Below are 21,169 nucleotides of genomic sequence, written 5' to 3'. Positions count from 1 at the left end.
CCTCCGACCTCCGGGTACATGAGGGTTTGATCTCGGCGCGCGGGCCTCGAACCTCCACGCACGGTTCGCTGACAATCGTGCGCGAGGGTTGACCTCGGCCCGCGAGCCTTCGACCTCCATCCGTATGATGATTTGACCTCGGCGTGCGAGTCTCTGATTTTCGTCCGCGAGGGTTTGACCTCGGCGTGCGAGCCGCCGACCTTCGCGCGCGCGAGGGTTTGCCCCGTACACGAGCCTCTGAGCGGAAGAACGGGCTGGGCAGGAGTTTGTATTTTTCGAGAGAATGCTGTCGTGATGACTCGCGGCCTCGATCTCAAGCCTTCCAGCCAGCCTCACTCATGCTCTTTCCGGAGGGAGCAAACCACTTGTTTCGGAGATCTTCTGCTCGTAGCGGTCGCTGATAGAGATATCCTTGCGCGTATTCAACACCGATCTCCCGCAGCGCGTTGTGCTGTTCCTCGGTTTCGACGCCTTCCGCGATAATTTCGAGGTCGAAGTGTTCCGCGACCGAAACAAGGCCCTGTACCAGTCTCGCTCCGCTTGTTTCGAGCTCCGCCACGAACTGGCGATCAATTTTCACGTAGTCGAATGGATACCGCGCGAGCAAATCGAGATTGCTGTGATGCGTACCGAAGTCGTCAATCGCAAACTTGACCCCCTGCGATCTGAGGGCCTGGAAGATGCTCATCGTTCGCGAGCTCTTCTCGAGCAGAAACCGTTCCGTCAATTCCAGAACCAAGGTCACGCCAGGCGGCAACCTGCTGATCACTGCTACGACTTCAGAGGTAAATTGGGGGCGCTCCATATCCTTCGGCCCAACGTTGACCGCGAGACGCAACGGAGCGGGCGGACGGTGAGCCTTCATGTCGGCAATCGTCGTCCGGAGAACGTAGGCGGTTACCTTCGCCAACATGGTGCTTGACTCCACATCAGGCATAAATGCCGCCGGACTAATCGCCCCCCACTTCGGATGGTTCCAGCGCAGTAGCGCCTCGACACCGACTAACGCGCGACTCTCGATGCTTACGATTGGCTGATACTCGAGATGGAACTCGTTGCGTCGAATCGCGTCGCGAACGGCCTTCAGCAACATTCGGCGTGGCGCAAACACCAGCAGATAAATGGCTGCGACGACGCAGTTCAGGAGCAGCCCGATTGTCAAGAAAATCAATCGGTATTTCCAGCACACGTGTGAAACGTATTCCTCGGAAGGCGATACCGAAACGGTGAATGGCCAGGTTTTCGACGCAATGCGTGTCGCTCTTTCGGGTTTGTATGACGAATCCTGCATCAGTTTTCGCTGATCGCTCAGGAGTGCCTTTCCGTTCATCGATAAAGTGGCTGTCGCCGCACCATATCGGGTGCCGCCGGCCAGGATATCTGCAATGTAATCCCCTTCAATGACATACAGGACACCAGCATCGCGCGCGGTCGCACGGTACGCGACGAGGACGGGAATGCCGGGTTGAAACGGAGTCTGGGGCAGAAGAGTTGCTCTCGTTGCTCCGGGCCGTGGAGAGGTTGGCAAATACGTGGCGACTGGCACGTCGATCGGGCCCGACGCCGAGGAGCAATAGACACGTCCTCCCGTTACAAGGGCGACCTCGCGAATGTAACGGAAGTGTGATGCCGATTCCGACAGCGCCTGAAAAATCGTCGCACAAGGTTGCCCGCGAAGCGTAGTGAACGCCTCCTGATTTCGGGACGTAATATCGTTCAGAATGCGATCCACGGACGACACGACGCCGTTGGCGATCAGATACTCGCGCTTGGCAATCGCGTCATCCGCGTAATGGTCAGAAAGTGCGATTGCGGCCAGGAGAACGAGCAGGCCGACGTTCAATGCAACGAGAAAGCCAAGTCGGTGCCATGCCCCGCGACGTGGAAAGCGGAATTCCGGAGCAAGGGTAGTCTGCATCGGTTGGCTTATTGTGTTTGGCGTGTTGCGCATGGTGACGATGCAAACCGGAATCTGTCGCCAAATATCTCTAAATCAGCTTTGGTGGCAAGGCGGATGTTGGCAGAGTATAGAGATTTACGCAATATCGCGTATCACAGCAAGTGTTAAAGATCCACGTTAAATAAGACGATTGAAAAACGGCATAACTTTCGATTTAAGGCGGAGTCGGGACATACACGAATTATCAGGAAGCAATTTTATGAAAAATCTAGCGGATTAATTCATGGCTTCCGTGCCTGGCGCCATTAATCAGGGTGAATCGCGGACTCGAACTGAATCCCGCATACTCGATCCACGGCCCCTCGCGAAGGTTTGACCGCACCCGGACCATCGCCCCATCGCCCCGCCGCCACTTGGCGGCCCCGGTTGCCACCCTCCCGCCCGTCGGTTATAAAGCTCCGACGAATCCCGGCCACGAGCCGGCCTTTCAAACCGATACGGAGAACGCACCTTGAACCTCGCCACCGCCCAGGAATTCGTGATGACTCGCGGCCTCGATTTCGGCCTGAACCTGCTTGCGGCGATCGCCCTCTGGCTCGTCGGCCGCTGGGCGATCCGGATCGGCACGTCGCTGCTCGGCAAGGTCGTGCGCCGCAGCGGCAAGGTCGACCCGACGCTGTCGAACTATCTGACGTCCGTCGTCAGCGTGCTGCTGACGATCCTGCTGATCCTCGCGATTCTGCAGATCTTCGGCGTGCAGACGACATCGTTCGCGGCACTGCTCGCCGGCCTCGGCCTCGCGGTCGGCACCGCGTGGGGCGGGCTGCTCGCGCACTTCGCGGCGGGTGTGTTCATGCAGGTGCTGCGGCCGTTCAAGGTCGGCGACACGATCAGCGCGGGCGGCGTCACCGGCACCGTGAAGGAACTCGGGCTGTTCGGCACGACGATCGTCTCGGCCGACAACGTCGTGACGCTCGTCGGCAACAACAAGATCTTCTCCGACAACATCTCGAACTACAGCGCGACGCCGTACCGCCGCGTCGACCTGAGCGCGAAGATCGCGAACAGCGTGGATGCGGTCGACGCGATCGAGCGTCTGAAGGCGGCGGTGCAGAACGTGCCGAACGTGCTGCCGAATCCGGCGCCGGACATCGGCGTGCTGCAGTTCACGCCGGAGGGCCCGCTGCTGTTCGTGCGGCCGTTCACGGCGCCGGCGAATTACTGGCAGGTGACCTGCGACACGAACCGCGTGATTCTCGATACGTTCCGCGACGCCGCGTATCCGACGCCGGAAACGCCGGTCGCGCAGCGGCATATGTGAGGGTGTCGCTTTCGAATGCTGGAAGCCCCTCACTCTCACGAGCGCTGGGCTTCTGTCTTTTCCATATACGTAAGACGCGGCCGATCTCGATCCGGAGTACGACGACGAAGATCGATAAGCTACGCGCATTCCTGAAAGCCCAGCCGAAGTTTCAGGTGCCGGGCACGGTGCTCAAGGCCTACGGAAAGGTGATGGTTCGATGAAGCTGGTCAGTCGCATGTTGCTCGCGCTACTACTGACTCTGCCCGTCCAGATCGCATTGACGTCACTCCCGTGGATGGCGAAGTGGTTCGGCAACGGGAGGGAAGGATGGAACGTCCTAGCGCCGCTATTTCGCGCACTCGGCTCCGTAGGGGGCGAACAAAACGAGGACATATTCGTCGGCGTTCTGCTGCTCCTCAGCTTTGCGATCTCTCTCGTGCTGTCGTTCGGGTTGATTGGATGGCATTCGCGGTTTCGCAGGCCGCCGAAGCGAGGGGTGTAGCGTCCGTGCGGACTCGCTCTTTTCTGCTGTGCGGCCGTGACAAGTCGACGCAAGCCGCTGACATAAAGGCTGCGCACAAGATACTGTGCCAACCTCTCTACGGAGCAAGCGATGACGACGATCAGAACCCGGCCGTGGGATTCGGCCGAACACCTGAAAACCGAAGCCGATATGGCCGAATATCTCGAGGCCAGTCTCGTGGAAGGCGGTGACGATCCTGCCTTCATCGCGCACGCACTCGGTGTCATTGCCCGAGCGCGCGGCATGGCGCAACTCGCCCGCGATACCGGCATTTCCCGCGAGGGTTTGTACAAAGCCCTGTCCGAAGACGGCAATCCTAGCTTTGCAACGATTCTGAAGGTCATCCGTGCGCTTGGCATCGAGCTGCATGCAACGCCATCCCATGCCTGCTAACCGGGTTTCGAAATCTGAATTCAAGGCAAGGGCGCTTGAATTTTTCCGGCAGATTGAAGCGTCCGGCGAAAGCCTGGTCGTGACCGATCACGGCAAGCCGGCGTTGGAAGTCCGGCCGTATCGCAGCAATGAACGCAATCCGCTCGATGTGCTGCGCGGCTCGGTCGTTCGCTATATCGATCCCACGGCGCCGGTGGATGTGGCGTGGGAAGCGGCGCAGTGATCGGAGGGCATGCTGAGCGCTGCGCGGAAGGCGGATGACGCCAATCCATCACCGATCCTTCAGCATCCTCCGACTCAGCGCCCCCCCGTTTTCTGCGCATCCCCCGACCGACCGCGCAACACCTTCCACAGCGCGCCCCCCGCAACCGGCACGATCGCCGCACCCGCCCCCACCAGCACGATCACATTCAGATAGTGCCGAATGAACGGAATATTCCCGAAGAAATACCCGAGCAGCACGAGCAGCAGCACCCAGAACAGCGCGCCGAGCGAGTTGAACAGTTGAAAGCGCGCCGCGCGCATCGACGACGCGCCCGCGACGAACGGCGCGAACGTCCGCACGACCGGGATGAAGCGCGCGAGCACGATCGTCTTGCCGCCGTGCCGTTCGTAGAAGTCGTGGGTCTTCTGCAGCGCCTTGCGGTCGAGGAAGCGCTCGAGCACTGGAACATGCGTGTTGAACACCTTCGGGCCGATCGCGCGGCCGATCAGATAGTTCACCGTATTGCCGCCGATCGCCGCGACGAGCAGCAGCACGATCAGCGCGCCGAGCGACATCTCGCCCGACGCCGCGAACGCGCCGCCGATGAACAGCAGCGAATCGCCCGGCAGGAACGGAAACACGACGAGCCCGGTCTCGCAGAACACGATCAGAAACAGCACCAGATAGACCCAGGCGCCGTATTGCCGGATGAAGTCGCCGAGAAACGCGTCGATGTGCAGGACGAGATTGAAGAAATGAAGCAGCGTGTCCAAATGAAAATCCTTGTGCGCGGAAAGCGGGAACGGCCGCCGCCGGCGGGGCGCGGGCGGACGGCGTCATGATACCCAAAGTACCTTAAGGCACTGTGAAAAACGTGGCTCATCCAGCGGAAATGAATCTGACCTACAATCCACTCGTTGAGAGTTCTCGAAGCGGGAGATCGCTGTGGGCAAACCCATCGATGCGGCCACTGCGCATGCTGCCGATCTGTTCCTGAAGCAAATCAGCGGCCGCTACGCAGTCCAACGCGCCATCCTGTTCGGAAGCCGCGCGCGGCACGAGTACACCGAAGAAAGCGATGCCGATATCGCCGTGATCCTCCCCGATGAGCATCGCCGACGCATCGACGTCGCCCTCGATATGGCCGGCGTCGCCTTCGATGTGCTGCTGGAGACGGGCATCCTTGTGGAAGCGCTACCTCTTTGGGCAAACGAAATCGAGCACCCCGAGCAATTCAGTAACCCCGCGCTGATCGAGAGCATCCGTCGCGAGGGCATCCCTCTATGACGTCGGGCAAGCTGTCGGCCGAGACGTACATCGAGAAGTCCTCCCGGGCATTGCAAGGTGCGCAGGCGCTGCTCGCCGTCGAAGACTACGAAGGCGCCTGCAGCCGCGCCTACTACGCGATGTTCGACGCGGCACATGCCGCGCTGCTCGCAGCCGGAATTACCACGCCGGAATCGTCCTCGAAAACACACCGGAGCCTGATCGCGTCATTCGGCCTGAATCTCGTCAAGTCGGGGGCTATCGCGCCAGAACTCGGCAGCGCCATCAATAAAGTGGAGCGATTGCGGCGCCTTGCCGATTACACGGGCGAGCCAATCGAGGCAGCCGACGCTACATGGTCAGTCGGCAAAGCATCCGAACTGATCGCCGCCGTCCGCGATCTGATGCATATATCGGATCCACAGTCGCGGCCACCCGACCCACGTCCATGAATACGCGACACGACAAGGCAGCGAGTTCGTAGAAGTCACGGGCGTCCGGCGCCGTGTCGGCGATCGCGGTGCTCATAGTGCCCCTGCGGTGCGGGGCTTGCTGCGCACGCGCTTGGGCAGTTGCTCGTCCATCAGCGTGAGGCCAATGTCGTCGTTCGAGGTATCCAGTAGTTGCTCCAACGCCGAAATCTCTCCGAACACGTGCAGAGCACGGGCAAAAAAGTGGATGGGCACCCGAACGTCCCCCTTCTCCATACGCCGGACGGTAGACAAGGATGCTCCCATACGCTCAGCCAGTGACGCCTGGGAAAGATGCCGCCGCCGCCGAGCCAGCGAAATATCGCTGCCGAGCTTGCGGATCGCACGTTCGACAGGCAGAGGAAGAGGGATTTCCATTTCAAGAACTCTCCTGAGAGCGACAATAATGATTTAGCGCTCTGATCAGAGCGATTATAGTCAACTGAGGAGGGAGCCACCCATACCGTCTCCGCAGGCGACCCCGTAGCCATGCCGCCGCGGGGCACTTCCTTCGCACAGCCGCCGCGTCGCTATAATTCCGCCATGTCCGAATTCACCGAAACGGCCGAGGGCGCCGCGCCCTCCCCGCACTCGCCCTCCCCGCCCCCGCCGCGCGCGATCCAGCCGCTGCCCGACCAGCTGATCAGCCAGATCGCCGCCGGCGAGGTCGTCGAACGCCCCGCGTCGGTCGTCAAGGAGCTGCTCGAGAACGCGCTCGACGCCGGCGCGAGCACGCTGCGCATCGTGCTCGACGAAGGCGGCGTCAAACGGATCTCGATCACCGACGACGGCTGCGGGATTCCGCCGAACGAGCTGCCGCTCGCGCTGATGCGTCACGCGACGAGCAAGATCCGCTCGCTCGAGGAGCTCGAAGCGGTCGCGACGCTCGGGTTCCGCGGCGAAGCGCTCGCGTCGATCGCGTCGGTCGCCGAGATGGCCATCACCAGCCGCACCGCCGACGCGCCGCACGCGACGAAGATCGACGCGCAGACGGGCGTGCTGTCGCCCGCCGCCGGCACGACCGGCACGACGATCGAGGTGCGCGAGCTGTACTTCAACACGCCCGCGCGCCGCAAGTTCCTGAAAAGCGAGCAGACCGAGTTCGGCCACTGTCTCGAGATGATCCGCCGCGCGGCGCTCGCGCGGCCCGACGTCGCGATCTCCGTGCTGCACAACGGCAAGGCCGTCGAGCACTGGAACGCGACCGAACCCGCGCAGCGCGTCGCGAAAATCCTCGGCGACGGCTTCGCGACCGCGCACCTGCCGCTCGACGAACGCGCCGGCCCGCTCGCCGTCTACGGCTGCGCCGGCCTGCCGACCGCGAGCCGTGGCCGCGCCGATCAGCAGTATTTCTTCGTGAACGGCCGCTTCGTGCGCGACAAGCTGCTCACGCACGCGGTGCGCGCCGCGTACGAGGACGTGCTGCACGGCGACCGCTACCCATCGTACGTGCTGTTCCTCGACCTGCCGCCCGAGGGGGTCGACGTGAACGTGCATCCGTCGAAGATCGAGGTGCGCTTCCGCGATTCGCGCTCGATTCACCAGTACGTGTTCCACGCGGTGCAGCGCGCGCTCGCACGGCATGCGGGGGCGTCTCCGGAAACGACGGCCGGCGGCCACGCGGCGAGCATCGCGCCGATGCCGGGCCCCGCGTCGTTCCAGCAGACGCCGCTCGGCGCCGCGAGCGGCGGCGAACGCGCGGGCGCCGCCGCGCAAGCGCCCGGCAGCACGTGGCTGCGTCAGGCGCGGATGACACAGGGCACGCTGCCGGTCGCGCAGCCGCTCGCGCTTTACGACGCGCTGTTCGGCCGCAAGGACGTCGGCGCGGGCACGTCGGCCGGCACGACGTCGAACGCGACGTCGAGCACGCCGGAAGCCCCGAACGCGGACCACGCGCCGCCGTTCGCGAGCGACGCGATGCACGCGCGCGCGCCGTTCACCGCACAACCGTCACACGCGGCGCACACGATGCACGCGGCCGACGACGATCAGCCGCTCGGCTTCGCGCTCGGCCAGATCCACGGAATCTACGTGCTCGCGCAGAACGCGCACGGCCTCGTGATCGTCGACATGCACGCGGCGCACGAGCGCATCCTGTACGAACAGTTCAAGTCCGCGCTCGCGGACCGCTCGATCGCGGTGCAGGCGCTGCTGCTGCCGGTGTCGATGAACGCGACGCCGGTCGAGATCGGCACCGTCGACGAGGAGCGCGACACGCTCGACGCGCTCGGCTTCGATCTCGCGGTGCTGTCGCCGACGACGCTCGCGATCCGCGCGGTGCCCGCGCTGCTGAAGGACGCGGATCTCCAGGCGCTCGCGCGCGCGGTGCTCGCGGATCTGCACGCGTTCGGCGGCTCGCGCGTGCTGACCGAACGCCAGCACGAACTGCTCGGCACGCTCGCGTGCCACCACGCGGTGCGCGCGAACCGGCGCCTGACGCTCGACGAGATGAACGCGCTGCTGCGCCAGATGGAAGCGACCGAGCGCGCGGACCAGTGCAATCACGGCCGCCCGACCTGGTATCAGCTGACGCTCGGCGATCTCGACCGCCTGTTCATGCGCGGACAATGAGCGCGGCGAGCGAAACCCGGCCGACGACGGTCGCCTGCCTGCTCGGCCCGACCGCGTCGGGCAAGACGGCGGCCGCGCTCGCGCTGGCGGAGCGGCGGCCGATCGAGATCGTCAGCGTCGATTCGGCGCTCGTCTACCGTGGAATGGACATCGGCACCGCGAAGCCGACGCGCGACGAGCGCGCGCGCGTGCCGCATCACCTGATCGACATCCTCGATCCGGCCGACGCGTATTCGGCCGCCGCATTCCGCGCGGACGCGCTGCGGCTCGTGGGCGAGATCGTCGCGCGCGGGCATACGCCGCTGCTCGCGGGCGGCACGATGCTGTACTACAAGGCGTTGACGCAGGGGCTGAACGATCTGCCGGGTGCCGACCCGGCGGTGCGCGCCGAGCTCGACGCCGATGCCGCGCGCGACGGCTGGCCGGCGCTGCACGCGCGGCTCGCGCAAATCGATCCGGAAACGGCCGCGCGCCTTGCGCCGAACGATTCGCAGCGGATCCAGCGCGCGCTCGAAGTGTTCATGCTGAGCGGGCAGCCGATGTCGGCGCTGCTCGCCGCCCCGCCGCGCGCGGACGATGCGGCGGCGCGCTACCGCTTCGTGCCGGTCGCGCTCGAGCCGTCGGATCGCGCGGTGCTGCACGCGCGGATCGCCGCGCGCTTCGACGCGATGCTCGACGCGGGCTTCGTCGACGAGGTCGAACGGCTGCGCCGCCGCGACGATCTGCATCTCGGACTGCCGTCGATGCGCTGCGTCGGCTACCGGCAAGCGTGGGAATTCCTCGACGGCGAGATCGACTACCGGACGATGCGCGACAAGGGAATCTTCGCGACACGCCAGCTCTGCAAGCGGCAGATCACGTGGCTGCGTGCGATGCCGGAACGGATCGTCGTGGATTGCGTCGCCGAGGATGCGACCGCGCACGCGCTCGACGCGCTCGAACGCACGATCGACGGCCGCGCACCGCGCTGATGCCCGCCGGGCGGCAGGCAGTACCACGCGTGCGCCGGGCTGTGACCGCCGCACGGCGGCGCGCGCGATCAACCACCAAACGGCAGCAGATTCGCGTCGCGCACGAGCCGCCAGCGGCCGTCCTTTTCCTTGCGGAGAATCGCGAGCGTATGCCCGCTGCGGCGCATGGTTTCGCCGCCGGGCGGCGTGACCGAGATCTCGAGGAAGTTGCGCAGATACGCCCAGTCGCCGAGCACGCGCACCTCGTCGATCCGGTAGCGGCCGTCCATCTGCGGCGCGCCGGCCGCCGCGGCGCCGCGCGACGCGACCGCGAACGCCGCCTTGTCGAACGGCGGACGGCCGGCCACCATGAAGATCGCGTCGTCGGCGATCAGATCGAGCACCGTCGTCAGGTCGCCGCGCTGGCTCGCGGTGAACCAGGTTTCCACGAGTTCGCGGATCGCGCGTTCGTCTTCGCTCATCGTCATTCCTCCAATGCTGGGTCCACGTATTGTGCGGCTATTTGGCGGCTATTTGGCGGCCATTCGGCGGCTATTTGGCGGTTCGATATAGCGTCGGGAAATCCCCTGGCTGGCTCCCGCCGCATTCCGTCTGCAACGCGGCGGACGACAAAAGGAAATTCCGGCCGTCCCAGACCCAACTGATCGCTTCCCCGCAATCGGCGATGCCGCGTCCTTTACCGAAAGAAGACAGCGTACCCGTCTTCGGATCGAAATCCGCTTCCATGACGCTGGCGCGACCGTCATCGTGACCAACGGGCTCGGGAAGACGGAGCGGCAATTCCGCATTGCCCGCCTGACGCGACACCAGATGAACGTCGTAGCCGGTCTGGTACGCGCCGTGATTACAGGCAATCAGAACGAGCGCCGTCTTCGCGTCGAGCGCATAGGCTGCGTGGCCGGCCGCCGCGCCCGTGCTTGAAGAATCGTCACATTCGTCGGCGTCTTTCTTCACGAATTGCTCGACGAAATGCTTCGCTTCGCCATCCGAAAGGTTTGCCGTGATCTTGCGTGGCGGCACCACGGGGAGCGCCGGCGCGGCCGGCACCGCGGATGCCGGCGCCGATCCTTTGCGAATCCAGGCCGTCACGTTTCCGATGCGGCCCTGGCGATCGTCCATGCGCAGCAACGCGGCGACCATCCCGTCGAGCGGAACCACGTGCTCCGGATCCTTGCCAACCTGCAACGCCTTGCCATTGCGGAGTTGCGACAGCAACTGGTCCATCGCTTCGGGCCGCGTCGGCAAAAACGTGATGGATTGATTGGAGCGATCGTCATTCACGCGCCAAGCAGACGGATCGAGCTTGATCGGCTTCCCGTCGATACGAAGGTCGGCCTGCCCGAAAGGATCGATGGAAGTCAGTACGACGCTGGCACTGCCGGCGGGACCGGCCGCACGAACGACGCGAAGGTCCGGCGTGCCTCCGGAATCCTGCGTGAAACCTTTGGCTTCGCAGGTCAATGCGTTATCGCAGGCGACCAGCCAGGATTTGTAATGATCGTACGACGGCGTGGCGGCGGACACGGCGCCCGCCAGCATGGAACCGAAGAGTGCCGTCAGCGTTTTGCGATGAATCATTCCCATGTTGATTGTTGTCGTGACGGGGTCACGTCTCCTTGGGGGAAGGTGGGTCAATGAATCTCGGGGTGGGCATGGGTGAAACACACCGGGCTTGCAACGCGTGCTTGGTGCCACGCTGATGCAGCCCGATCGCAGTTTTACGTGACAGGAACTGCTGCGTCTAGCGGACAGTGGACACGGAAGCGCTCAAAAGCAGGTGGACCGACGCGGCCGCTCCGACGCCCGGGGCAATCGCGGGTTTGTGATTTTCCGTCAACGGCTTAGCAATTTTTCACAGTGATTAATCAGACGTTTGGGTAAGCTCGCGCACAATAGCCAAACAATGGACGCGGGCCGCGTCGACGAGAATGAACAAGAATACGCACCACCTGGTGTATTCCAGGCTTCGGGGTATGGTGGTCGCCGTCGCGGAGACGGCGACGGCTGATGGCAAATCGGCAACGGGCGAGGCACGCGCGCGGCGGCGTTCATCGGCGTCTGGCACGCGCGTCGTTGCAGCAGGCGTCGCCGCGCTCGGCATGCTGCCTACCTTGTCCGGTGCGCAAATCGTCCCGACACCGGGTACCAGCACGCAGGTGATCCAGACGCCGAACGGCTTGCCTCAAGTCAACGTGGCGCGTCCGTCGAGCGCAGGTGTCTCGGTCAACACCTACAACCAGTTTGATGTACAGAAGGCTGGCGCGATCCTGAACAACTCGGCCACGATGGTTCAGACCCAGCAGGCGGGCTGGATCAACGGCAACCCGAATTACGGAGCCGGACAGGCCGCGCGGATCATCGTCAATCAGGTCAACAGCCCGAACCCGTCCCAAATCCGCGGCACAGTCGAGATAGCAGGCGCCCGTGCGGAACTCGTCCTGGCTAACCCGTCCGGGATTTTTGTCGACGGCGGCGGCTTTCTCAATACCAGTCGCGCGACCCTGACAACCGGCGTGCCTTTCTACGGTGCCGATGGGTCGCTTGCCGGCTACAACGTTAGCCGCGGCCTCGTGACCGTCGCTGGCGCGGGCCTGAATGCAGCCAATATCGATCAGGTCGATCTGATTGCACGCGCGGTGCAGGTGAACGCGGCGGTCTACGCGAAGAATCTGAACGTGATCGCCGGCGCGAGCCAGGTCAACCACGACACGCTCGCCGCGACGCCGATCGCTGGCGACGGCCCCCCGCCGTCGGTTGCAATCGACGTGAGTCAGTTGGGCGGCATGTATAGCAATCGGATCTTCCTCACCTCGAATGAGAACGGCGTGGGGGTGGCCAACGCCGGTACGATCGCGGCGCAGGCGGGCGATTTGACGCTGCAGTCGAACGGCCGGCTCGTACTCACGGGCAAGACGACCGCGAGCGGCAACCTCGCGCTGTCGGCCACAGGCGGCGTCCAGAATAGCGGCACGACGTACGCGCAGCAATCGCTGTCGGCCAGCACAAGCGCCGATCTCACGAACAGCGGGACGCTCGCGGCGCAGCAGAATACGACAGTGAATGCCGGCAGCGTCGATTCGACCGGCACGCTCGGCGCGGGCGTGAACAACGACGGTTCGGTAGGCCATGGCGGCGATCTGAATTTGACAGCCTCGGGCCAACTCAGCGCATCCGGCCAGAACGTAGCGGGCGGTAACGCTTCGCTGACCGGCGCCAACGTGAATCTCGCGGGCAGCCAGACGGCGGCGAACGGTAATCTGTCGCTGAACGCGACGGCCGGCGACGTGAATCTCGCGAACGCGACGACGAGCGCGCAAGGTGCAGTCTCCGCGAACGCTTCGGGCACGGTGGTCAACGATCACGGCGGCCTGTCGAGCGGCGGCGGCACGACGCTGACCGGTGGCGCCCTCTCGAACCAGAGCGGCAAGGTGTCGTCGCAGGGCCCGCTGTCGGTCAACGTGGCCGGTCAGATCGCTAATCAATCCGGCGAACTGGTCTCCGAAAGCACGGCGGACATACATGGCGGCGCCATCGCGAACAACCAGGGCACCCTCCAAAGCGCGGCCGGCATGACGGTGGCCGGTGCGTCACTGGATAACACGGCGGGACGGATCACGTCGCTCAACGGCGACGGCCTGTCGGTGACGACGAGCGGCCAATTGACCAACGCCGCGGGCACGACCGCGAACGGCGCACAAGGCGGTGTCATCGGCGGCAACGGTGATGTGTCGGTCCAGGGCGCAAACGTTGTCAACCGCGGCGCGATCACATCCAACACGAATCTCCACGTTGCGGGCCAGTCGGTCGACAACGGCGGTGGCACGCTACAGGCCGCTCAGACCGTCGCGGTCGACGCCGGTGCGCACCTGACGAACAGCGGCGGCTCGATCGTCGGCCAGACAGCAACGGTCAGCGCAACGACACTCGACAACAGCGCCGGCAACGTGCAGGCGAGCCAGGTGTCGTTGAACGCGACCGACCTCGTGAACCACGGCGGCACGATCACGCAGACCGGGACCGGCTCGATGGCCGTCAATGTGTCGCGCACGCTCGACAATTCCAACGGCGGCACGCTGCAAACCAACAGTACCGACCTGGCGCTCGCCCCGACATCGATCGTGAACGACGGCGGCACGATTACACATGCCGGCAACGGCACACTAACGCTCGGAAGCGGTTCGGATTCAGTGTCGAACGTGGGCGGTTCGATCGCGAGCAACGGCCGCGTCATCGCGCAAACCAGTTCCCTGAACAACACGTCAGGCTCGATCAACGCGCAGACCGGACTGACGGCGGGCGTCGGCGGCACGCTGAACAACGCGAACGGCAGGCTGCTGTCGAACACGGACCTGAGTGTCACCAGCGGTACGCTGGCGAACGACGGCGGCCAGATTGGCGCGGGCACGAACGCGGCGATCCACACAGGCTCGATGACGAATCAGGGCGGTTCAATCGTCGCGCCGAACCTGTCGGTCACGGCCGATTCGACGCTCGACAACAGCGGCGGCAAGCTCGAGGCCAATCAGCTTGCGCTCACGGCCGCAAACCTCGTGAACCACGGCGGCACGATCACGCAGTACGGCTCGTCGGCAATGGGCATCAACGTCAGCGGCACGCTCGATAACTCGGCCGCCGGCGTGATTCAGACCAACAGCACGGACCTGACGCTCAAGCCGGCCGAGCTCAACAACGCAGGCGGCACGATCACGCATGCCGGCACGGGCACGCTGACCATCGCGCCGGGTAACGGCGCCAGCGCGCTGAACAACGCATCGGGCACCATCGTGACGAAGGGGCAAGCCTTCATCAACGCCGGCACCTGGAACAACGCGAGCGGTATCCTCGCGGCGCAGCGTGGCATCAACGCGACCATTGCCGGCGATGTGAACAACTCGCAGGGCCTGCTCCGTTCGGACACGTCGCTGTCGTTGACCGACGGCGGAGCGTTGTCGAACCACGGCGGTCACGTCCAGGCCGGGCAATCGACTGCCGGCGACACCAGCGGGCTCGATATTCAGTCAACGTCGATCGACAACACGGATGGCGCCATCGTCGACCTGGGCGCGGGCAAGATGACCGTACAAGGCGGCAATCAGATCGCCAACAGCCACGCCGGCGGCGTAGCGGGAATGGGCGCGATTACCGGCAACGGCGATGTGACGATCGGTGCAGCGTCGATCAGCAACACGCAAGGCGGTCAGCTCAGCGGCGCATCGCTTCATGTTCAAGGCAACACGTTGGACAACAGCGGCGGCACCATTGGCAACGTCACGAATTCGAGCGGCGATGTGGACGTCACGACGACCGGCGCGATCACGAACACGAACGGCCAGATCAGCTCGACGCACGACCTGTCGGTCGCGGCGGCCACGCTGCAAGGCGGCGGCACATACAGCGCGACGCATGACGCCAACGTGAACCTGCGCCCCGAAGGAAGTCCCCTTGGGGGACAGGGCGATTACACGGCGGCATCCGACACGCAGTTCAACGTCGGTCACGATCTCGCCCTCACGTTGCCCGGCACCTTTACGAACAACGCGAACCTGCAATCGGTCAACAACCTGAGCGTCAACGCGGGCAACATCGTGAACACGGGGGCCTTGACGGCTGGCGGTCTGCTGCGCACGCAATCGACCAATCTGACGAACACGGGCGCGCTCGTCGGCGCCAGCGCATCGCTGAACGCGACGGATACGATCTCGAATCTTGGCCCGACCGCGTTGATTGGCGGTTCAGACAGCAACGGTACGCTTGAGATTCTCGCGCACGACATCGAGAACCGCGACGACACGACGGCCACCGATTCGATGGCCACGACGGCCATCTTCGGCATGGGCAAGGTCGTGCTGGCCGGCGGCAAAGACGCAAGCGGCAATTACACGAACGCGGCGCTGGTCAACAACGTGTCTGCCCTGATCCAGTCCGGCGGCGACATGGAATTGCATGCCGACAAGGTGACGAGCACGCGCCACGTGATGAAGACTTCCACCGGCCAGATCGATCCGGCATCGCTTGCGCAGTTCGGCATTCCGATCAGCGGCCGCACGGGCCAGGTCGGCGTGAAGGATCCGGACAGCATCGGCGGCGTCTACACCGAGCCGCCTCATGGCGGTCAGTGGAACAGCACGTATCAGTTCACGACCTACTATGCGGACAGCGCGACGGCGACGACCGTGACGGACATCAGCCCGGCCGCCCAGATCGTGTCGGGCGGCAAGATCGATGCGTCTTCGGTCGGCACGCTGCAAAACTACTGGAGCAACATCGCGGCGGTCGGCGACATCAACATGCCGGGGAACTACGACGCCGACGGCTGGGCGGCGTCCGGTCAGAAACTGCCGGGCGTGTCGGTTTCCTACTCGGGTCAATATCACTACAACAACTACGACAACACCGAACACGACTGGCAGCTGCCGTTCGGCAATGCGCCGTTCGCGACGGGGCGTCCGGGCGGTTATACGCAGGCGGCGCCGGCATCGATCAAGGATTACACGCTGCCGGGCTATTTTTCGACTTTAAGTTCGAACGGTACGATCTCGGGGACGGGTGTCAGCGTCAGCAACACGGCGGGTAACGCATCGATTCCGTCGCTTGGTTTGCTGCCGGGCCAGTCTGTGCCGGGCCTCACGCCAACCAACTTGAGCGGTAACGCGAGCGGTGCGAAATCGGGGGCGTCGTCGGTGCACGGCGGTGCGCCGGCGCCGGTCGACCTGATCATCGCCAGCGCGACGGCGCTGAACGTGCTGAACAACCTCACCATTGCGCAGGGTGGACTGTACAAGCCGACCACGGCGCCGAACGCGAGCTACGTGATCGAGACGAACCCGGCGTTCACGAACCAGAAGAATTTCATTTCGAGCGACTATTTCTTCGGTCAGCTCGGCGTCGACCTCACGCGCATCCCAAAGCGGCTCGGCGACGGTTTCTACGAGCAGCAGCTCGTGCGCAACGAAGTCACGGCGCTGACTGGCAAGGCAGTGCTCGGACCGTATGCGGACCTGCAGACGATGTATCAATCGCTGATGGGAGCCGGCGCCGATCTGTCGAAGTCGCTCGATTTGGCCGTAGGCGCGAGCCTGTCTGCCGATCAGGTATCGAAGCTGACCAGCAACGTGATCATGATGGAAACGCGGGTGGTCGACGGTCAGTCGGTGCTCGTGCCGGTCGTGTATCTCGCGAAGGCCAGCCAGCAGAACATCGATGGCCCGTTGATCAGCGCGACGAACATCGATTTCCAGAACGCGCAGTCGTTCACGAACAGCGGCACGATCAAGGCGGACAACACGCTGGCGATTCAGGGCAAGCAGATCGACAACGCGTTCGGCGCGCTGCAAAGCGGTGGGCTGATGTCGCTGAAGACCGAGAACAACATCGATCTGACGTCGGCGAATGTGAAGGCTGGCAGCCTTCAGCTTGATGCCGGCAAGGACCTGATTCTCGACACGGCGACGAAGACGAACACGCGGGTGAGCCGTGACGGTGCCACGAGCGTGGTGACCACGCTCGGGCCGACCGCCAAACTGGACGTTGCCGGCGACGCGTCGATCACGACGGGCGGCAACTTCCAGCAGAACGCGGGCAATCTGTCGGTCGGCGGCAACCTCGGCATGAATGTCGGCGGCAACTGGGATCTTGGCTCGGTGCAGACGGGCGAGCACAAGATCGTGCAGCGGGCCAACGGCGTATCGAACACCGACATCAACAAGGTGGTCGGCGGCTCGGTGACGGTCGGTGGGCAATCGATTATCGGTGTTGGCGGCGACGTTACCGCGAAGGGCACGCAGATCGACCTCGGCCAAGGCGGCACGATCGCGGCCAAGGGCAATGTCACGCTCGGCGCGGCGAGCGCCGCGTCGACGGTGAACAGCAATAGTTCAGGCAGCGACAGTCACGGCAGCTACGCGGAAACGCTGCATACGTCCGATCAGGCGCTGACCGGGACGACGCTCAAGGGTAGCGACACAGTCAACATCGTGTCGGGCAAGGACATTACGCTCTCCGGCAGCGCGATCAGCCTCGACAAGGGCAACGCGAACCTGCTGGCGGCCGGCGATGTGAATGTCGGCGCGGCAACCGAGACACACGAGCTGAATTCGCACGAAACGCACAGCCACAGCAATGTCGTGAGCGGTTCGAAAGTCGCGAGTGGGATCGACCAGACGATGACGCTGAATCACGGCAGTCTGGTGTCAGCGGACGGCGTGAACATCGTCAGTGGGAAGGACGTCAATGTTCAAGGTAGTACCATCGTCGGTACGAACGACGTGGCGCTCTCTGCAGCGCACAACGTGACGGTTACCACGTCACAGGATACCTTGCAGTCGTCGAGCTACTATGACAAGAAGGAATCGGGGCTGATGTCTGGCGGCGGCCTGTCGGTGTCGGTTGGCAGCAGTTCGCTGAAGACGACTAGTCAGACGGCCGAGGTGTCGAACAACGGCAGCACGATCGGATCGCTGAAGGGCAACGTCAGCATGACTGCTGGAAACGACCTGCACGTGACGGGAAGCGACCTGATCGCGGCGCAGAACCTCAGCGGCACGGGCGCGAACGTGACGATCGACGCAGCGCAGGACACGCGTCACCGCGGCGAGACGCAGGAAGTATCGAAGAGCGGCCTGACGCTGGCGCTGAAGGCACCCGTGATCGACGCGGTATCGAATGCCGTGGGTCAATCGCGCGCGGCCGGCAGTAGCCAGGATGGTCGCGCGGCAGCGTTGCACGGGATGGCGGCGGCAAGCGCGGCGTGGGACGCGAACATGGCGGCAGGCGATCTGGTCAATACGCTCGGAGCGGGCAACACGCCTGAATTCAAGGTTGAAGTCAGTGTTGGCAGCAGTCATAGCAAGAGCGCATTCACCGAGAACAGCGCGACGAATCGCGGCTCCAGCGTCACCGCCGGTGGAACAGCGGCGTTTGCGGCGACCGGTAACGGCCAGTCGGGCAACGGTAACGTGACGATCGCTGGCTCGAACGTGAACGCAAACGATGTGATATTGGCCGCGAAGAATCAGGTCAATCTCGTCAATACGACGGACACCGATTCGACACGCAGCACGAATGAATCGAAGAGCGCGAGTGTGGGCGTATCGTTCGGCACGGGCGGCTTCGGCGTCTCGGCGGCGATGTCGAAAGCCAACGGCGACGGCAACAGCGATCTGGCCACGCAGAACAACAGTCATGTCAACGCTGCAAACGGCGTGACGATCATCTCGGGCGGCGATACGAACATCATCGGTTCGAACGTCAACGCCAAGCAGGTGAACGCCGATGTGGGCGGAAATCTGAACATCGCGAGCGTGCAGGATACGCTGGCGAGTGCTGCGCATCAGTCGAGTTCGGGCGGCGGCTTCAGCATCAGTCAAGCGGGCGCCAGCGCGAGCTTCAGCCAGAGCAAGGGAAATGCGTCAGGCAGCTATGCGGGCGTCAACGAACAAGCCGGGATTCATGCGGGCGATGGCGGCTTCAATATCAATGTCACCGGCAATACCGATCTGAAGGGCTCACTGATCGCGAGCGATGCGGACGCGGCGAAGAATACGCTGACGACGGGTTCGCTGTCCTTCTCGGACATCCAGAACCGGTCGCACTACGATGCGAGCTCGAGCGGCTTCAGCGCGGGCGCGACGACTGGCGATGGCGGGATGAACTACAGCACGCACGGCAGCACGTCGGGCAAGAATGCGGGCGGTGCCGCGCCCATGCTTGGCCAGAACGACAGCGGCAGTGATAGCGCAACGACGAAGAGCGGCGTAAGCGCGGGGGTGGTCACGATTTCGGATTCGCCGAACCAGAAGCAGGATGTCGCGAGCTTGAACCGCGATACGACGAACACGAACGGTACGGTTGCCAAACTCCCCGACATGCAGAACCTGCTGGACAAGCAGTCGGACATGATGGCCGCGGCCAGCGCTGCCGGTGAAGCGGTATCGCGCCGGATCGGGGACTACGCGGACAAGATGATGAAGGACGCCGCGGCTAATGGTGACCAGGCAGGCGTCGATGCGTGGAAGGAAGGCGGAGCGAACCGCGCACTGATGCAAGGTGCCGGCGCGGCGCTGGTGACGGGATTGGCGGGCGGCAATGCGGTAGGTGGCGCCGCCGGCGCGGCGATTGCATCGATCGCGTCAGGCAAGCTGAACGAACTGAGCAGCGCGATCGCGGGCAGCGATCCGACCGGTAACGCCAATATGAATCAGGCGCTGGGCAACATCGTGGCGAACGCGCTTGCGACCGGGGCGAGCGGAGTCGTGGGTGGTGAATCGGGAGCGTTTTCTGGATACAACGTTGACCGGTTCAACCGGCAACTCCACCCTGACGAAAGACAGTGGGCAAAGGATAAGGCGAAGGACTTCGCGAAGTTCTATGAAGAAAAGACCGGCAAGGTACTCACTGCGGAGCAGGCGCAGAGTATGCTGCTGGCGAACGGTTATCGTTTGGTGGATGCGGCGGCAAGCAAGGGACCGGGAGGGGACGCAACGGCGGTGGCGTATATCAGTCAGAACAGTGGCGGGCTGTTCCACGCGACGCCGGCGGAGTACAACCGTCCGTTCTTGTCTGGGAACAAGGATGGCTCACTGACACCGGAGCAGAGAGCGTTGCCGGGCGCGGTGGCCAATCCAAAGGCCGGGCTCGTCATTGCCGGCGGCCTGGTAACTGCTGGACTGGCGACAGAGATTGCTGCCGGATTGGCCGCCATCCCCGGCGCGCCAATTTTTGGTTCGACCGGAGCGTTGGGATCCAGCGCGTGGGCGTCGCCTGTTGGTATTGGTGTCCTAACTGGTAGTGTAAATGCGACATCGCAGTACATCCAGAATGGCACAGTCAATCCAGTCGATGTTGGGTATGCGGCATTGGCTGGCGGAGCCGGCACTTACACCAAGCTCTTTGGGAATGTCGTAATAAACGCAGTGACAGGTGCTCTTGATACTGTCACTAACAATGCGATCTCTGGCAAACACGACAGCATTGCAACCGGCGCAGCGGTGAACGCGGGTGCGGCAGCTATCGGTTATGGTACGGGACTCGCCATGCAAAATTTAATTTCCGCGTTGTCCAAGTCGGCGATGGGTAGCTTGGGTTGGTCCGGGTCTGGTGTTTGGGCGGGATCATCAGGAAAAAGTCTGTTTAACCCGAATAATGTTCCTGCAATTGGTGCCGGCATCGGCGGTGCTGCCGGCGCTGAAGCAGGAACGAAAGCGATAAACGATGCCAAATCTCGGCTTGGGAAGTGAAGAAATGTTTAGATTGATCGCCTTATATTTGGCTGCTTTCTTGCTGTCATTTCTGTGTTTTGCCTCCATAAAATTATTTGCAATGGCCATCGTGGCCTATTTTTATGGTGGCGGTTTCTTATGGGCGAGCGACGACACAAGATTCGTTTTGGTAAACGGCGCCCTGTTGGGGCTTGTGTTTTGTGTTTTCGCGACAGTGGCTTTTGTGCGAAAAAAATAACTCCTGATGTCATTGTGCAATCCGATTCAATCTGCAGTTGCACGATGTAGCTGGGCGGACCGGGCTGATGATTGCATGCAAATCGATCGGAAGTGATGCATGGATAGCACGCA

15 protein-coding genes are annotated in these 21,169 nt (G+C 63.3%); 10 read left to right on the top strand and 5 right to left on the bottom strand.

Annotation, left to right across the window (positions count from 1 at the left end):
- Positions 1-313 precede the first annotated feature (313 nt).
- On the bottom strand, positions 314-1,918 hold the full coding sequence (locus HZI36_RS07035) for an EAL domain-containing protein (protein WP_179401916.1): 1,605 nt from the start codon (positions 1,916-1,918) through the stop codon (positions 314-316).
- 523 nt (positions 1,919-2,441) lie between these two features.
- Here HZI36_RS07035 and HZI36_RS07030 point away from each other — a divergent pair.
- The 4 genes from HZI36_RS07030 to HZI36_RS07015 all read left to right on the top strand — a co-directional run bounded on the left by HZI36_RS07030 (position 2,442) and on the right by HZI36_RS07015 (position 4,342).
- Complete coding sequence (locus tag HZI36_RS07030) at positions 2,442-3,221, top strand: mechanosensitive ion channel family protein (RefSeq protein ID WP_179402003.1); 780 nt, start codon at positions 2,442-2,444, stop codon at positions 3,219-3,221.
- 199 nt (positions 3,222-3,420) lie between these two features.
- Entirely contained in the window at positions 3,421-3,705 is a 285-nt protein-coding gene (locus HZI36_RS07025) for a hypothetical protein (RefSeq protein ID WP_179401915.1), read from the top strand.
- A 111-nt stretch (positions 3,706-3,816) separates the two neighbouring features.
- Positions 3,817-4,119 carry an addiction module antidote protein gene (locus HZI36_RS07020; protein WP_179401914.1) on the top strand — a complete coding sequence of 101 codons (303 nt, stop codon included), beginning with the start codon at positions 3,817-3,819 and terminating at the stop codon, positions 4,117-4,119.
- Entirely contained in the window at positions 4,109-4,342 is a 234-nt protein-coding gene (locus HZI36_RS07015) for a type II toxin-antitoxin system Phd/YefM family antitoxin (RefSeq protein WP_179402002.1), read from the top strand. Before HZI36_RS07020 ends, HZI36_RS07015 begins: the two co-directional genes overlap by 11 nt.
- Before the next feature lie 74 nt (positions 4,343-4,416).
- Here HZI36_RS07015 and HZI36_RS07010 read toward each other — a convergent pair whose 3' ends face one another.
- On the bottom strand, positions 4,417-5,097 hold the full coding sequence (locus tag HZI36_RS07010; protein ID WP_179401913.1) for a VTT domain-containing protein: 681 nt from the start codon (positions 5,095-5,097) through the stop codon (positions 4,417-4,419).
- A 172-nt stretch (positions 5,098-5,269) separates the two neighbouring features.
- Here HZI36_RS07010 and HZI36_RS07005 point away from each other — a divergent pair, with 172 nt between their 5' ends.
- Positions 5,270-5,611, top strand: a complete 342-nt coding sequence (locus HZI36_RS07005; RefSeq protein WP_179401912.1) for a nucleotidyltransferase domain-containing protein — start codon at positions 5,270-5,272, stop codon at positions 5,609-5,611.
- The gene (locus HZI36_RS07000) at positions 5,608-6,042 is read left to right on the top strand and encodes a HEPN domain-containing protein (RefSeq protein ID WP_179401911.1); all 435 of its coding nucleotides are present in this window, start codon (positions 5,608-5,610) and stop codon (positions 6,040-6,042) included. Before HZI36_RS07005 ends, HZI36_RS07000 begins: the two co-directional genes overlap by 4 nt.
- Before the next feature lie 72 nt (positions 6,043-6,114).
- On the opposite strand, the gene HZI36_RS06995 is transcribed toward HZI36_RS07000, so the two are convergent.
- The gene (locus tag HZI36_RS06995; RefSeq protein ID WP_179401910.1) at positions 6,115-6,438 is read right to left on the bottom strand and encodes a helix-turn-helix domain-containing protein; all 324 of its coding nucleotides are present in this window, start codon (positions 6,436-6,438) and stop codon (positions 6,115-6,117) included.
- A gap of 165 nt (positions 6,439-6,603) precedes the next feature.
- Here HZI36_RS06995 and mutL point away from each other — a divergent pair, with 165 nt between their 5' ends.
- Positions 6,604-8,631: a DNA mismatch repair endonuclease MutL gene (mutL, locus tag HZI36_RS06990; protein ID WP_179401909.1), complete on the top strand. Its 2,028-nt coding sequence runs from the start codon at positions 6,604-6,606 to the stop codon at positions 8,629-8,631.
- Positions 8,628-9,602 (top strand): tRNA (adenosine(37)-N6)-dimethylallyltransferase MiaA, encoded by a 975-nt coding sequence (gene miaA / locus HZI36_RS06985; protein WP_179401908.1) that lies wholly within the window; start codon positions 8,628-8,630, stop codon positions 9,600-9,602. The genes mutL and miaA overlap by 4 nt, the downstream gene beginning before the upstream one ends.
- A gap of 68 nt (positions 9,603-9,670) precedes the next feature.
- Here miaA and HZI36_RS06980 read toward each other — a convergent pair whose 3' ends face one another.
- Both HZI36_RS06980 and HZI36_RS06975 read right to left on the bottom strand, forming a co-directional pair.
- Positions 9,671-10,063 (bottom strand): YybH family protein, encoded by a 393-nt coding sequence (locus tag HZI36_RS06980; protein WP_179401907.1) that lies wholly within the window; start codon positions 10,061-10,063, stop codon positions 9,671-9,673.
- Positions 10,064-10,133: 70 nt separating this feature from the next.
- Positions 10,134-11,186 (bottom strand): DUF1176 domain-containing protein, encoded by a 1,053-nt coding sequence (locus HZI36_RS06975; protein ID WP_179401906.1) that lies wholly within the window; start codon positions 11,184-11,186, stop codon positions 10,134-10,136.
- A 344-nt stretch (positions 11,187-11,530) separates the two neighbouring features.
- Here HZI36_RS06975 and HZI36_RS06970 point away from each other — a divergent pair, with 344 nt between their 5' ends.
- Together HZI36_RS06970 and HZI36_RS06965 are read left to right on the top strand one after the other, a co-directional pair.
- Positions 11,531-20,836, top strand: coding sequence for a two-partner secretion domain-containing protein (locus HZI36_RS06970; protein ID WP_179401905.1), 9,306 nt, complete (start codon positions 11,531-11,533; stop codon positions 20,834-20,836).
- On the top strand, positions 20,811-21,056 hold the full coding sequence (locus HZI36_RS06965) for a hypothetical protein (protein WP_179401904.1): 246 nt from the start codon (positions 20,811-20,813) through the stop codon (positions 21,054-21,056). The genes HZI36_RS06970 and HZI36_RS06965 overlap by 26 nt, the downstream gene beginning before the upstream one ends.
- The last annotated feature ends 113 nt before the right edge of the window (positions 21,057-21,169 follow it).

This window comes from Burkholderia guangdongensis, from assembly GCF_013403875.1.
In the GTDB taxonomy this organism is placed as follows: domain Bacteria; phylum Pseudomonadota; class Gammaproteobacteria; order Burkholderiales; family Burkholderiaceae; genus Burkholderia; species Burkholderia guangdongensis.
This window is presented reverse-complemented; position numbering and strand designations above follow the sequence as displayed.